The 13,301-nt window shown below is 60.7% G+C and carries 10 protein-coding genes; 5 read left to right on the top strand and 5 right to left on the bottom strand.

The genetic code is table 11. The features are described 5' to 3' along the window. Positions 1 to 138 precede the first annotated feature (138 nt). Entirely contained in the window at positions 139 to 756 is a 618-nt protein-coding gene (locus XMG48_RS11655; protein ID WP_256368489.1) for a LysR substrate-binding domain-containing protein, read from the top strand. 216 nt (positions 757 to 972) lie between these two features. On the opposite strand, the gene XMG48_RS11650 is transcribed toward XMG48_RS11655, so the two are convergent. The 5 genes from XMG48_RS11650 to XMG48_RS11630 form a co-directional block, all read right to left on the bottom strand. Further along, a protein-coding gene (locus XMG48_RS11650) for an IS5 family transposase (protein ID WP_371731477.1) occupies positions 973 to 1,945 on the bottom strand; the annotation gives its coding sequence in 2 pieces (ribosomal slippage) (positions 973 to 1,047 and positions 1,049 to 1,945; 972 coding nt in all). A 168-nt stretch (positions 1,946 to 2,113) separates the two neighbouring features. Next, positions 2,114 to 2,281, bottom strand: a complete 168-nt coding sequence (locus tag XMG48_RS12240; RefSeq protein WP_371731478.1) for a hypothetical protein — start codon at positions 2,279 to 2,281, stop codon at positions 2,114 to 2,116. Between the two features lie 343 nt (positions 2,282 to 2,624). Further along, positions 2,625 to 4,544 (bottom strand): triacylglycerol lipase, encoded by a 1,920-nt coding sequence (locus XMG48_RS11640; protein WP_254443666.1) that lies wholly within the window; start codon positions 4,542 to 4,544, stop codon positions 2,625 to 2,627. Between the two features lie 20 nt (positions 4,545 to 4,564). Continuing rightward, positions 4,565 to 5,608: a DUF4105 domain-containing protein gene (locus XMG48_RS11635; protein WP_015879511.1), complete on the bottom strand. Its 1,044-nt coding sequence runs from the start codon at positions 5,606 to 5,608 to the stop codon at positions 4,565 to 4,567. Then, the gene (locus tag XMG48_RS11630; protein ID WP_173482243.1) at positions 5,608 to 6,240 is read right to left on the bottom strand and encodes a TetR/AcrR family transcriptional regulator; all 633 of its coding nucleotides are present in this window, start codon (positions 6,238 to 6,240) and stop codon (positions 5,608 to 5,610) included. Before XMG48_RS11630 ends, XMG48_RS11635 begins: the two co-directional genes overlap by 1 nt. Before the next feature lie 517 nt (positions 6,241 to 6,757). On the opposite strand from XMG48_RS11630, the gene XMG48_RS11625 reads away from it, so the two are divergent. Genes XMG48_RS11625 through XMG48_RS11610 form a run of 4 tightly spaced genes read left to right on the top strand, consistent with a single transcriptional unit; the run spans position 6,758 to position 13,189 of the window. After that, a complete protein-coding gene (locus XMG48_RS11625; protein WP_371740542.1) occupies positions 6,758 to 8,179 on the top strand; it encodes an efflux transporter outer membrane subunit in 1,422 nt (473 codons plus the stop codon). 14 nt (positions 8,180 to 8,193) lie between these two features. Continuing rightward, positions 8,194 to 9,273, top strand: a complete 1,080-nt coding sequence (locus XMG48_RS11620) for an HlyD family secretion protein (RefSeq protein WP_173482241.1) — start codon at positions 8,194 to 8,196, stop codon at positions 9,271 to 9,273. A 3-nt stretch (positions 9,274 to 9,276) separates the two neighbouring features. Then, positions 9,277 to 12,057, top strand: a complete 2,781-nt coding sequence (gene rbbA, locus XMG48_RS11615; RefSeq protein WP_173482240.1) for a ribosome-associated ATPase/putative transporter RbbA — start codon at positions 9,277 to 9,279, stop codon at positions 12,055 to 12,057. Between the two features lies 1 nt (position 12,058). After that, positions 12,059 to 13,189, top strand: coding sequence for an ABC transporter permease (locus tag XMG48_RS11610; protein ID WP_173482239.1), 1,131 nt, complete (start codon positions 12,059 to 12,061; stop codon positions 13,187 to 13,189). Positions 13,190 to 13,301 lie beyond the last annotated feature (112 nt).

Raw genomic sequence — 13,301 nt, 5'->3', positions numbered from 1 at the left:
TCGCTGGCAAAGAGGTCGTTTTTGATTGCGCTACGCTTCTTCATGGTACTGATCTATCGGGTGTTAGTGGTTGCTTGATGCTATCACAGGGCTACCGGTGCTGTGAGGGAGGTTTTTCGAGGTGCCCTTTGATCTCCACTGCTTGCTCCTGGGTCAACATCTCGGCGGCTCAAAACCGCCATTATCGCCCAGGGGGTCAATTTTGCCTCGGCGTCAGGGGGTCAGTATTACATCGGCGTTAACACCCATCATGGAGGGGTTGAAATTGAGCTGTTTTGTGAGCAATCCACCGCTCTGATTCCACGGGTTGAGAACGGTGACCTAGATCTCGCACTTGTGTCTCGGGAACATCCCCGACACGGCACGCTATTGTTCTATGAACCGATGGTGTGGGTCGGCTCATCTGAGTTTCGGATATGGAGGCGAGATCCGCTTCCCATAGCGGTTTACGAAAGCACAAGCCTAGCCAAACGCAGTGCTATCAACTCATTGTCTTTGCAGGGACGGCGTTATCGAGTTGTGTACAATAGTTCAAGCCTTGCTGGACAAATTGCTGCTGTTGAAAGTGGCCTCGCGATTGCTGTACTGACGCGTTGTAGTGCCCCTCCTCATTTGGAGGTTCTGGGAAGTGAGCATGGTTTAGGGCCATTGGAGCCTATGGAGGTATCTGTATACCGAAGCCTGGCGTCGCACGGAAATGCAGCCGTCGATCAGCTCCATAATTTATTGGTCAAAACGCTCAGAAGTTCGCTTTAAGAAGGCCTTCTCCCAATGTGGAGAGGAGGTACGGTGTTTGTTTTCGCTGTAACGCGCATGGCACACTTAATGTCCGCTTCGGGACGTTAGGGAACGTATGAACAAGTCCCTTCAGTGCCATTAAAACTGCATTTTCTCTGTGCTGGGGCGCATAAAATGCGCACAACCGCCCCTTCTTAACCGACTGCAACCGCCTTTTCAGGCAGTACAGACGGATTAACCCTGTGCTCTCAACATCTGGTCCACCCGCACAACATTGGCCAGCGCGAACAGCATGGCCCAGCTTGCTGTCGTTTTTCTTCAGGCCACGGTAACGGGCTTTTACGAAGCCGAACTGGCATTTGATGATCCGAAACGGATGCTCAACTTTCGCACGGATGCTGGCTTTCAGATACTCGGTGCGGATTCTGACCTTATTGATCCGAGGGTGTTTTTTCAGGGTCTTCAGCTTCCCTGGCTGTTCAGCGATGTACCAGTCCGCACTGACATCTTTCAGCTCGTCTCGCTTTTCGGCGCCCCGGTAACCCGCATCAGCAAAGATGAATGCTTCTTCACCGTGCAGTAGCTGGCCAGCCTGATTGAGATCGTGTTCGTTTGCGGCAGTTGTGCTGAAACTGTGTGTGATGCCGGTGCGGGCATCCACGCCTATATGAGCTTTCAAGCCAAAGTGCCACTGATTGCCTTTTTTGGTTTGATGCATCTCCGGATCACGCTCGCCCGTTTTGTTCTTGGTGGAGCTGGGGGCTTCGATGATAGTGGCATCAACCAGTGAGCCCTCTTTCAGAAGGACACCGGCCTCAGAGAGCCATTGGTTCACCTCTTGAAAAATCTGTCGGGTCAGACCGTGGCGTTCGAGTAAGTGCCGGAACTTCAGAATGGTGGTGTGATCGGGGATGGCTTTATCCAGTGACAAGCCTGCAAACAGCCGCATTGAGGCAATCTCGTACAGCGCATCTTCCATTGCTGGATCACTGAGGTTATACCACTGCTGCATGCAGTGAATGCGCAACATGGTGGACAAGGGGTAAGGCCGACGGCCGTTTCCAGCCTTGGGATAGTGGGGCTCGATAACGGCTTCGAGACGCGCCCATGGAATCAGCTTGTCCATTCGGCCAAGGAACTTCTCCTTGCGGGTCTGACGGCGCTTGTTGCTGAACTCGCTGTCCGCGAATGTAAGTTGCTGATCCATCTTATGCGTCCTCGATCATGTGCAGTCAGCATTATCCCATGTGGCGGACTTGATCACACCTTCCTTAGCCCGCTTGATTCACCGCACGCATAATGTCTGCTCTGGGCCAACTTCAGCATCACTGACAGGTTGGCCTGGCTAGCGCACATAACGGACCTTAGCGGGTGACTACAACTGCCGGTATACAGCCGCCGTCACGATGCCTGCCGCAATGGCGGGCAACGGTTTTTTCAGTATAAACATGAGGAATGCGGTAATGAGTAGGGCGAGTTTGGCTCCAGCATCTCCAGTTACTGCCATTGGCGCTATAATAGCCACCAGCACCGAACCAGACATTGCTTGGATAAACTGCTTAACGCGGCACCCGATTGGTACAAACGAGATTATGTAGACGCCACCCAGCGGGTCACCAATGTTACCAACGCCATCACCAGAACAATAATGATTAGGCCGATACCGGAGGCTTCAATATTCATCGCCTTGCTTCCCCGCCCCCAAAATTGTACCCGCAACACCGCCCGCTAGGGAAATGCCATAGGAGGGGGATTCCATCCCATTCCCCTAGCTCCCTGACATAAGTCTGATGCTCTTTGCACATTACAGATGAATGCACTTCGCCCACCTGAAAGATAGCAGCCTGCCCAAATCAGCTTGGCTGCGTACAGAAGATGGCAGTTGCCTATGGCTGCATGAAATGCTCTTCCTGCAGAGCCATGTCGTCTTTGAGGATACGCTGGATCTCCAGTACCGCAGCCGCGTTCTGTTGCACGCTGTGTCCCGAAATTATGACTTTCTCAGATTCTGCACCGGGAAGGTGGGCGCTGCGGTATGGTACCAGGCCGTCATCGGAATCCTCAAGCGGCACGTCGGCATTGGTCTGCGCCAGGATCGAGTGATAGCGCACCTGAGCCGAGATGGGAAAGTCCGCCGCCGCGCGCACAAAAGGATCGTTCTCGTCGAGGTTGTCGACGCTATTGGGGATATGCCCCAGGCTTTCGTGGCTGCTGGCCGCCGCATTGGGTGCTAGTGTGTGGGCGAGTTCTTCGAGCACCGTAACGGGGAAGCGAATGAATCCCGCCATCCAGCGCCCCAGGCGTCCACCTGCGACCGACGTGCCCCGGTGCGGTGCTGCGATGAAGATGGCGCGGCTGACATGCGGGAAGGGCTCGAAACGCAACATCGGATCTATGCGTTTGATCTGCTGCGGCGTCAGCCGACTGCGATCCGCAGCCAGCTGCACCAGCGACTGGTCGGTTGACGACACCATCAACCGCGCGATGACCCCGCCCATGCTATGCCCCACCAGTACAAGGTCGGACGATGCCGGCGCCTGGCCGGAAGGATCGAAATGCGCCAGCGTATCCCCGAGCGCTCTGCGAATCATCGCGTGGTTCAATGCGATCGGCAGATTGGTCGGGTAGTAGACCTGCCAGATTTGGTAATGCTGGCGCAGCGCCTCATCGCCCAGGATTTCGTTGGCGAGTTCCACCCAGGCTTCCGGGCTACTGGCCAGTCCGTGCAGCATGACGATGATCCGTCGGTTCGGATCGTAGGGCTGCATCAGGTAGACGTGCGGACGGTCGATTCCACCCTCGCGCCCAAGCAGGCTGCGCAGCGACTGCCGGTTGAAGTTGGCGCGGGCCAGCCACAGTCCGTAGCCGGCGGTGAAATTGGCCGCCAGCGGTACGCGCTGCCCGCGCAGCATGATGGCCGACTCCACATAGGGGTCATGCACCGTCAAACGGACAGTGCGGGTATGCAGCACGCTGTCCAGGTCGTCTCCGTCCGGGTGCAGCAGAATCGTCATGGACGGCGCGGGCATCTCGCTCCAGGGTAGAGGCTGCTGATTGCGTTTGGCCGCTGGACGGCCATCCCGGGTGGGGGCGGAAGTCAGGGGTTCGTCCGGCATGACCGCCACCAGCTCGGCGCCGAAACCGTCGCGCCGGTAGAGGCTGCGCAGTCCGCGGAAAGACAGGGACGAGGCTGGCAGGAGTTCGGCTGGCACCGCCGTACTGCCCGGCAAGCGCGCGCTGCGCATATCCAGCTGCAGCTCCCAGCCTGCAATGTTCCAGCGGGTCTGCGCTGGCAACTGCGTAGACATTTGTTGCCGAACCTCGAACATCCCGGTGGCGGCACGTTCGACCGCATAGTTATACCAATCCCGCACTTGCGTCTGGCGATCCTCGAAGGCTCGCTCCCCAGGCGTATGGTCACCGAAGAACAGGTAGGCATAGGCATAACGAATGGTCTCAAGCCAGGCGGCTTGCTGCTCTGATCCGGGCTTCATGGCCTGAGCCTGCGCCAGCCACAGTTCGGACAGTGCAGCCAGGCGTCGATCCGCGGCAACGCCGGTCACGGCGGCCAGGGCCTCGACGCAATCCGCTGAGATCGGTTTTGCGCAAGCCTGCGCATCCAATGCCGCCACCCTGATGGTCTGGGTCGTCGCCTCGCTGAGTTTGCCGCGTGTCAGGATATCGCCGCGCTTGAGTTCGATGGCCTCGCCCGCATCCAGTGTATGAACCTCAACCACTGGGCCGAACTCACGCAGGATCGAGCAGCCCCCCAGCAACAGCGGGGCAATGACGAGCCACACTGCCATGCGGCAAGACTGCTGGAACCTCATGGAGATACCTCGTCGGCCGGCACGCCGGGCACACCTTGTCGAATCGACATCGAGAAGTCGTCTCCTGATGCGTCAGAGGCCAGTGCGCGTTCGTTGATGTGCCCCAGTGCCTGCAGTTCTGCGTAGCGATGGCCGGGCGTCAATCCGTGCAGGTCATGGATGTATTCCGCAAAGTGTCCGGACAGCAGCAGGCGATAGTCCGCCGGCAACGCTGGCGCAATGAGCCGAGCCAGCTCGAATACGATGGTCGTGCAGTTACTGGTCAAGGTGTTGTAAAAGCGCGGTGTGCGCCGCAGTTCATTGGCCGCGTGCAGATACTCCAGAAACAACGCGCGGACATTCGCCTGACTCATCTGCAACCGATAGAGATAAACGGCCTCGCCTCGCGCATTGCTGCGCGTACGCACAATGTCGCGCTCATCGGCGGCTACCAGGATCTGCTCGAACTGACGGAAGAATCCGCCGATCGCCGAGAAGGACTCGTGGCGCTCCTTGCGTATTTCCAGTGAGAACACCACCCGCTCGCCACCGTCGAAGCCGAACGACACCAGTGTGTGCGCAATGTGCGGCCCCATCCAGTAGGAAAGTACCAGATCGGCGCTACGCAGGCGGGTAAGGTCGTAGGTACGGTTCTCCCAACGCGGCGTGTAATCGGTTTCACTGCGCCATTCGAAGTTGCGTACATTTTTCAGTTGAACATGATCGCCGTCGATCCTGGCCTCCAGCAACTGGGCGACATCGTCAGCCCATAGGCGGTGGTGCGAGGGCTGCAGGGTGCTCCACCACGCCGCCAGAATAGCGACGGCGCTTACGAATACCACTGCCGTGAAATTACATGACTTGCGGCTGAGCAGACCTGTCAGCGCCGCCACCATCGACAGTCCCGCGGCCGCCCACAGCGCGAGGGTGAACCAGCGAACAGCCGGCTGCGGCACCTGATGCCATAGAGCCAGTGCACCCCATGCAGTCAGCAGTAGCACCGCAACCCCGGTCACCAGTCGCACAGGGAGGTGTCTGGCTTTTTGCCTTACCTTGCTCATCAAGGCTGCAAGAGCTCAAGCAGCAGCTGCCGATGCGCATCTCGTACCTGCACGAGCTCTATGGAAGGGTTTCCCCTGGATAGCATTGACGAGTTCAGCCATAGCAGTGCGGGAGCGAGCGCCAGCGGGAAAAAGTGCTCGGTCAAGACACCCGGACGAACAATCCCCCGGTCTATGTTGCGTTGGATGATGAGCTGCGCCCGCTCTTTCAGTCCGTGAGCAACTTCGTTGTGCCAACGCTGCACCAGCTCTGGTGTTCTGGCGCTTTCGGCCAGAAGCAGCCGGTAAATCGACATCGTGGCAGGGGAGCTAAAGGTCGCGTATAGGCGATCCAGGTAGACATCTACCAGCTCTGGCAACGTCAGATCTTCATCCAGGAGCCAGCCCTGGAAATCGCAAATCTGCTTTGTCGTGCGTTCGAGCAAGGCATGAAAAATTTCTTCCTTGCTTTTGAAGTGGGCGTAGATACCAGCCTTGGACAAGCCTGCGCATTCCGCCAGGCGCTCCATTGACACGGCGTTGTATGTCCGATCCGCAAACTCGATCAACGCCGCATCCAATATTTCCTCTCTCCTGGCCACAGAAGACAGATAGCGGCGCTTGCCTGGTACGTCGTCTTTGTTGGTTGGCATACAAAGGTCCCTGTTCAAAAATTGACTGGATTGTCCCATGGGCTGGTCACCGGTTCCACCATGGGCGCATGGTCAGCCCAGGCTGAGCAGTTCCAACTGACTGGCGTGCAGTGCCTAGTGAACTGCTAATTGCAAATCTGGGATTGTAACGTATAATCATAAACAACCGTCCAGTGGGTTGCTTTTAAAACTCATGATGCGAGATGCCGTAGGGACGCGGACGAACCCGAAACGCTGGAAGTGAAACAGGAAGAGCACCTCATCAACCAGCCGAAAGAGGCATGGGTGTGCACACATCAATAAGGAGATGGCGTGGGCTTGATAACGCTTGCGAGTAAAGAACGGACGGATCGTGGACATCAGCCACGCCCCCCCATTGCGTGGGCGGCTACCGTCTCTCCGCCTCTCCAACCAGACCCCATTCAGCCCAAACCCCGTACGGAACGTGACCTTGCCTCCAGCTTTTCCCTTATTTCCTGATTTCAGACTGCGCGCTGGCTCACTGGCACTGAGCGCCGTGGCATTGACCGGCTGCATGTCGCTCGCTCCTGCTCCTGATACCCCGCCGCTGCCGGTACCCGAGGTTTGGCCTGGTCATCTTGAATCGAGCACCGAGGGTGCCCACGCGGGAGAACTTGCCTGGCAGGCCTACTTCACGGACCCTTTGCTGCAACGCCTCATCGAGACCGCGCTGGAGAACAACCGCGATCTGCGCCTGGCCGCGCTGCGTGTCGAGGAAGCCAGCGCCGCATTCCGCATTCAGCGCTCGGATCGATTTCCTGCCGTGGGAGTGGGTGCCCAGGGTGGACGCGCCCGCGTCCCTGGCGATCTGAACATGTCGGGCCGGTCGCAGGTGGGCGGCGAATATCGGGCCGAGGTGGGTTTGAGCACCTGGGAGCTGGATCTGTGGGGCCGGGTCCGCAACCTGGAAGACGCCGCCCTGCAAAGCTGGCTGGCTTCCGACGCGGCCCGCCAGGCCGTCCACCTGGCGCTAATCGCCCAGGTGGCCGACGGTTATCTTGGCTTGCGCGAGATAGACGAACGCGTGGCTATCGCCCGTCAAACCGTCGCGACCCGCGAGGAGTCCTATCGCATTTTCCGGCGCCGCGTTGAAGTCGGCTCGACCTCGAAGCTGGACCTCACTCAAGTCCAAACTTTGCTGAACCATGCTCAGGCGCTGCTAACCCAGCTTGAGCAAGCACGCGCCACGCAACTGCACGCGCTGGCACTGCTGGTAGGTGCCGATCCTGGCCCGCTGCCCACCAAGGCACCCTTCGATGAAACAACGGTGCTGGCCGAACTCCGGGCCGGCCTGCCCTCGGAGCTGCTGATCAGTCGCCCGGACATCATTTCCGCCGAACACCAATTGCGTGCCGGCGATGCCAACATCGGCGCGGCCCGTGCGGCGTTCTTGCCGCGCATTGCGCTGACCGGCAGCTTCGGCACGGCCAGTTCCGATCTTGACGGCCTGTTCGATTCCGGCAGCCGCGCCTGGACCTTCATGCCTACCTTGTCGCTGCCCATCTTCGATGGCGGGCGGCGGCGCGCCAACCTGGAACTGAGCGAAGTGCGTCGTGACATCGCCGTTGCCGGCTACGAGAAGACCATTCAAACGGCCTTTCGCGAGGTGGCCGATGCACTGAGCGCCAAGTACTGGCTGGCTGAGCAATTGACGATCCAGCGGGCCAATCTGGAAGCGCAAAGCGAACGCGCGCGGCTGGCCCAGTTGCGCTACGACAACGGCTCGGCCGCTTTCCTGGAGGTGCTGGACGCCCAACGCGATCTGCTGGATGCCGGACAACAACTGGTGCAGGCGCGCCGTGCGCTGCTGTCTAGCCAGGTGGCACTGTATGCCGCGCTCGGCGGCGGCACCCTCACCGCAACCGGCCAGGCGCAGAGTGCGACCTCGACGCCCGCTTCCACCCCATCAACCCGTTAAGGCACGCGAAACCTATGACTGTCTCATCCTCTCTCAAGAAAAAACTCCTGGTTGTTGCCGCCGCAGCTGTTGTTGTCGCGCTGGCCTGGTGGGGCTGGACGAAGTTTGCCGATACCGGCCCCGGCGAAGGATTCGTCAACGGCAATGGCCGCATCGAAGCCACGGAGATCGACATCGCCACCAAGCTGCCCGGACGTATCGAAGACATTCTGGTCCGTGAAGGCGATTTCGTCTCAGCGGGCCAGCCACTGGCCAGGATGCAACTGGAAACGCTTGAGGCGCAGCGCGACGAAGCCTTCGCCATGCGTGAACAGGCCGAGCACTCGGTGACCGCAGCACAGGCCCAGGTGGCGCTGCGTGAAGCCGACGTGGTTGCGGCGCAGGCACTCGTCGGCCAGCGCGAGTCGGAGCTCGATGCCGCGCAACGGCGGCTGAAACGTTCGCAGACATTATCCCAAGAAGGCGCCGCCTCGATACAAGAGTTGGACGATGACCGGGCGCGCGTGCGGGGCGCACAGGCGACGCTCGCGGCCAGCAAAGCACAGACCGCCGCTGCCCGCGCCGCGGTCGAGGCCGCCAAGGCGCAGCTCGTAGGTGCAAGGTCCAGCGTGTCCGCTGCCACGGCCAGCATCAACCGCATCGAAGCCGACATACGAGATAGCGAACTGCGCTCGCCGCGTGACGGTCGGGTGCAGGTGCGGGTGGCGCAACCCGGCGAGGTGCTGGGAGCGGGCGGACGCGTCCTGAATCTTATCGACCTGTCGGACGTCTACATCACCTTCTTCCTGCCCGAGACCGTGGCCGGCCGCGTCGCGCTGGGTTCCGAGGTCCGCATCATTCTGGATGCCGCGCCGGAGTTTGTTATTCCAGCGACCGTTTCCTTCGTCGCCAGTGTGGCGCAGTTCACCCCCAAAACGGTGGAAACCGCCAGCGAACGGCAGAAACTGATGTTTCGCGTGCGTGCGCAGATTTCGCAGGAGTTGCTGCGTGAGCACCTCAATCAGGTCAAGACCGGGTTGCCCGGCCTGGCCTGGATCAAACTCGACGCCAATGCCGAGTGGCCTCAAAACCTCTCCGTTCGCGTGCCGGAGTAAGGTATGAGCCACAGTGCGAGTGCGCAGCCCACGACCGTTGCAAGCGTCCGTCAGGTGCGCTTGCGTTACGGCGACGTCATCGCCCTGGATGGCATCGATCTGGACATTCCCGCCGGACGGATGGTCGGCCTGATCGGCCCCGACGGCGTGGGCAAATCCAGTCTGCTCTCATTGCTGGCGGGTGTGCGCATCATCCAGGAGGGCACGGTCGAGGTGCTGGGTGGCGACATGGCCAGCAAGGCCCATCGCAATAAAGTGTGCCCGCGCATCGCCTACATGCCGCAGGGACTGGGCAAAAACCTGTATCCGACGCTCTCGGTCGAGGAGAATCTGCAGTTCTTCGCGCGCCTGTTCGGTCATGGCGCCGCAGAGCGCCGCCAGCGGATCGATGAGCTCACCCAGGCCACTGGCCTGTTCAAATTCCTGGAGCGCCCGGCAGGCAAGCTGTCCGGGGGCATGAAGCAAAAACTCGGCCTGTGCTGCGCGCTGATTCATGACCCGGATTTTCTGATTCTCGATGAGCCGACGACTGGCGTGGACCCGCTGGCGCGCGCGCAGTTCTGGGATCTGATTGAGCGTATCCGCGCCGATCGCCCCGGCATGAGCGTGATTGTGGCCACGGCCTACATGGATGAGGCCCAGCGCTTCGACTGGCTGGCCGCCATCGACGACGGCAAGGTCCTCGCCACCGGCACGCCGAAGGAATTGCTGGCAAGAACAGGCAGCCCGAACCTGGAAGAGGCATTCATCCGCCTGCTGCCGGAAGAGAAAAAGCGTGGGCACCAGGCGGTGGTCATTCCTCCGCTGCCTGATGACGGAGCGGATGACATTGCCATCGAAGCCCAGGAGCTCACTATGCGCTTCGGCGACTTCGTCGCTGTCGACAGTGTCTCCTTCCGTATCCGGCGCGGTGAGATCTTCGGCTTCCTCGGTTCCAACGGGTGCGGCAAGTCCACGACCATGAAGATGCTCACCGGCCTGCTGCCGGCGAGCGAGGGCCGGGCCTGGCTGTTCGGCCACGAAGTCGATCCGCATGACCTGGACACCCGCCGCCGCGTCGGCTACATGTCCCAAGCGTTCTCGCTCTACAGCGAAATCACGGTACGCCAGAACCTGGAGTTGCACGCCAAGCTCTTCAGTGTGTCCCCGGAGGACATTCCTGCTCGCGTCGATGAGATGGTGGAGCGCTTCGGGCTGGTGGACGTCATCGACAGCCTGCCGGCCAGTCTGCCTCTGGGCATACGCCAGCGCCTGTCGCTGGCCGTTGCCATGGTGCACAAGCCCGAGCTGCTGATTCTGGACGAACCGACCTCCGGCGTCGATCCGGTGGCGCGCGACGCGTTCTGGCGGCTGCTCATCGAGCTGTCGCGGCGCGACCGGGTGACGGTCTTCATTTCCACCCACTTCATGAACGAGGCCGAGCGTTGCGACCGCATGTCGATGATGCATGCAGGCAAGGTGCTCGACAGCGATGTGCCTGCCAGACTGGTCGAGAAGCGCGGCGCCAAAACCCTTGAAGAGGCGTTCATCGGCTACCTCGTCGAAGCCGAGGGCGGCGCGGCCACTCCGGCCACCCCGGCCAGTCAGCCTCAGGCCGCCGCCGACCAGGACGATCAGCCATCCGCGGTGCCCGCTGAACACGGTGGGCACCGCTCTGGCGGATTCAGCTTGCAGCGCATGTTCAGCTATCTGTGGCGCGAAACGCTGGAACTGCAGCGGGACCCGGTCCGCGCCACCTTGGCGCTGGGCGGTTCGCTACTGCTGATGTTCGTGATCGGTTTCGGCATCACCATGGACGTCGAGGACCTGAGCTACGCGGTGCTCGATCGCGACCAGACCACGCTAAGCCAGAGCTACACGTTGAACCTGGCCGGCTCGCGCTACTTTACCGAGCACGCGCCGATCGTCGACTACGACGATCTTGACCGGCGCATGCGCAGCGGCGAACTGTCGCTGGCCATTGAGATCCCCCCTGGCTTCTCTCGCGATGTGTTGCGAGGCCAGAACGTGCAGATCGGTGCCTGGATCGATGGCGCCATGCCACAACGCGCGGAAACCGTCCAGGGCTACGTTCAGGGCATGCACCAGCACTGGCTGTTGGCACAGGCCAGCGAGCGCGGCGGCGCCAGCGTAGCCGGGAATGCCAGCGTCGAGACGCGCTTTCGCTACAACCCCGATGTCAAGAGCCTGCCGGCCATGGTACCGGCCGTGATTCCTCTGTTGTTGCTCATGCTGCCGGCGATGCTGACCGCGCTGGCGGTGGTGCGCGAGAAGGAGACGGGCTCGATCACCAATCTCTACGTGACGCCGGTCACGCGCATCGAGTTCCTGCTTGGCAAGCAACTGCCCTATGTCGGTCTGGCCATGGTGAACTTCCTGCTGATGAGCCTGCTCGCGGTCACCGTCTTCGGTGTGCCGGTCACGGGCAGCTTCTTCACCCTGTCGCTGGCCGCGCTGATCTTCTCCTTCGCCGCGACAGGCATGGGGCTGCTGGCCTCGGCCGTCACGCGCAGCCAGATCGCCGCCATGTTCTTTGCCATGATCGGCACCATCATTCCGGCCACCCAGTTCGCCGGCCTGAGGGAGCCCGTGTCCTCGCTTGAAGGCTCCAGCAAGTTCATCGGCGAGATCTACCCCGCCACGCACATGATCTCCATCAGCCGTGGCGTGTTCAACAAATCACTCGGCCTGGCCGACCTGACGGGGCCGCTGTGGTCGATGCTCATTTCGGTTCCGGTCATTCTCGGCGTGGCTGTTTTGCTACTCAAGAAGCAGGAGCGTTGAGATGCGCAGAAGAAACCTGGCCAACATCTACGACCTTGGTGTCAAGGAGCTGTGGAGTCTTTGGCGCGATCCGATGATGCTTGTGCTCATCGTCTATGTGTTCACCGCGTCGGTCTACACCAAGGCCACGTCCATGCCGGAGACGCTGCACAACGCGCCCATCGCCATCGTCGACGAGGATAATTCGGCGCTGTCCCAGCGGGTTGCCTCGGCCTTCTACCCCCCGCAGTTCACGCCACCGGCCATGATCGACTATGGGGACGTGGACCCGGGCATGGACGCGGGGCTGTACACCTTCGCTCTGGTCATTCCGCCCAACTTCCAGCGCGACGTGCTGGCGGGGCGATCGCCTGCCGTGCAGCTCAATGTCGACGCCACCCGCATGAGCCAGGCCTTCACCGGCAGTGGCTATATCCAGCAGATCTTCACCGGCGAAGTCAATGAGTTCGTCAAGCGTTACCGCGGCACCGACGCGCCACCCGTGGATCTGGCATTGCGCGCACGCTTCAACCCGGCACTGGACAAGGCCTGGTTCGGCTCGGTGGTGCAGATCATCAACCACATCACGCTGTTGTCCATCATCCTGACCGGCGCAGCGCTGATCCGGGAGCGCGAGCACGGCACCATCGAGCACCTGCTGGTGATGCCGGTTACACCCGCGCAGATCATGCTCTCCAAGGTCTGGTCGATGGCCCTGGTCGTGCTGATCGCCTCCTTCCTGTCCCTCAACCTCATGGTGCGCGGCATCCTGGGCGTGCCCATCGAGGGCTCCATTGTGTTGTTCTTCGCCGGCGCGGCCCTCAGCCTGTTCGCCACCACCTCCATGGGCATATTCATCGCCACGCTGGCGCGCAACATGCCGCAGTTCGGCATGCTGATGATGCTGACCATCCTGCCGCTCCAGATGCTATCCGGCGGCGACACGCCCCGCGAAAGCATGCCCGAGATCGTGCAGAACATCATGCTGATCGCACCCACCACCCATTTCGTGGAACTGAGCCAGGCCATCCTTTACCGGGACGCGGGCCTGGAGACGGTATGGCAGCCGTTCCTGGCGCTGGCCCTGATCGGCACGGTGCTGTTTTTCCTGTCGTTGGCACGCTTTCGCAAAACGATCGGCCAGATGGCCTGATCGTTTGATCGCCCGAGTGGGCACTCAACCCAGTAAGGAGTTTGACCATGAGCAATGAAACCATCCCTCTCAACCTGTTCAAGGCGAACCTGGAACTGCAGTTGCGCCTCTG

Source organism: Marinobacterium sp. xm-g-48, from assembly GCF_013282925.1.
GTDB lineage: Bacteria > Pseudomonadota > Gammaproteobacteria > Pseudomonadales > Balneatricaceae > Marinobacterium_E.
Note: the sequence above shows the minus strand (reverse complement) of the source record. Positions and strands in the feature narration are given on the sequence as shown.

Coding starts and splice junctions, on each gene's coding strand:
- XMG48_RS12240 (WP_371731478.1), bottom strand. CDS start 2,281: ATGTCTGGTTCGGTGCTGGTGGCTATTATAGCGCCAATGGCAGTAACT.
- XMG48_RS11630 (WP_173482243.1), bottom strand. CDS start 6,240: ATGCCAACCAACAAAGACGACGTACCAGGCAAGCGCCGCTATCTGTCT.
- XMG48_RS11610 (WP_173482239.1), top strand. CDS start 12,059: ATGCGCAGAAGAAACCTGGCCAACATCTACGACCTTGGTGTCAAGGAG.
- XMG48_RS11635 (WP_015879511.1), bottom strand. CDS start 5,608: ATGAGCAAGGTAAGGCAAAAAGCCAGACACCTCCCTGTGCGACTGGTG.
- rbbA (WP_173482240.1), top strand. CDS start 9,277: ATGAGCCACAGTGCGAGTGCGCAGCCCACGACCGTTGCAAGCGTCCGT.
- XMG48_RS11620 (WP_173482241.1), top strand. CDS start 8,194: ATGACTGTCTCATCCTCTCTCAAGAAAAAACTCCTGGTTGTTGCCGCC.
- XMG48_RS11640 (WP_254443666.1), bottom strand. CDS start 4,544: ATGGCAGTGTGGCTCGTCATTGCCCCGCTGTTGCTGGGGGGCTGCTCG.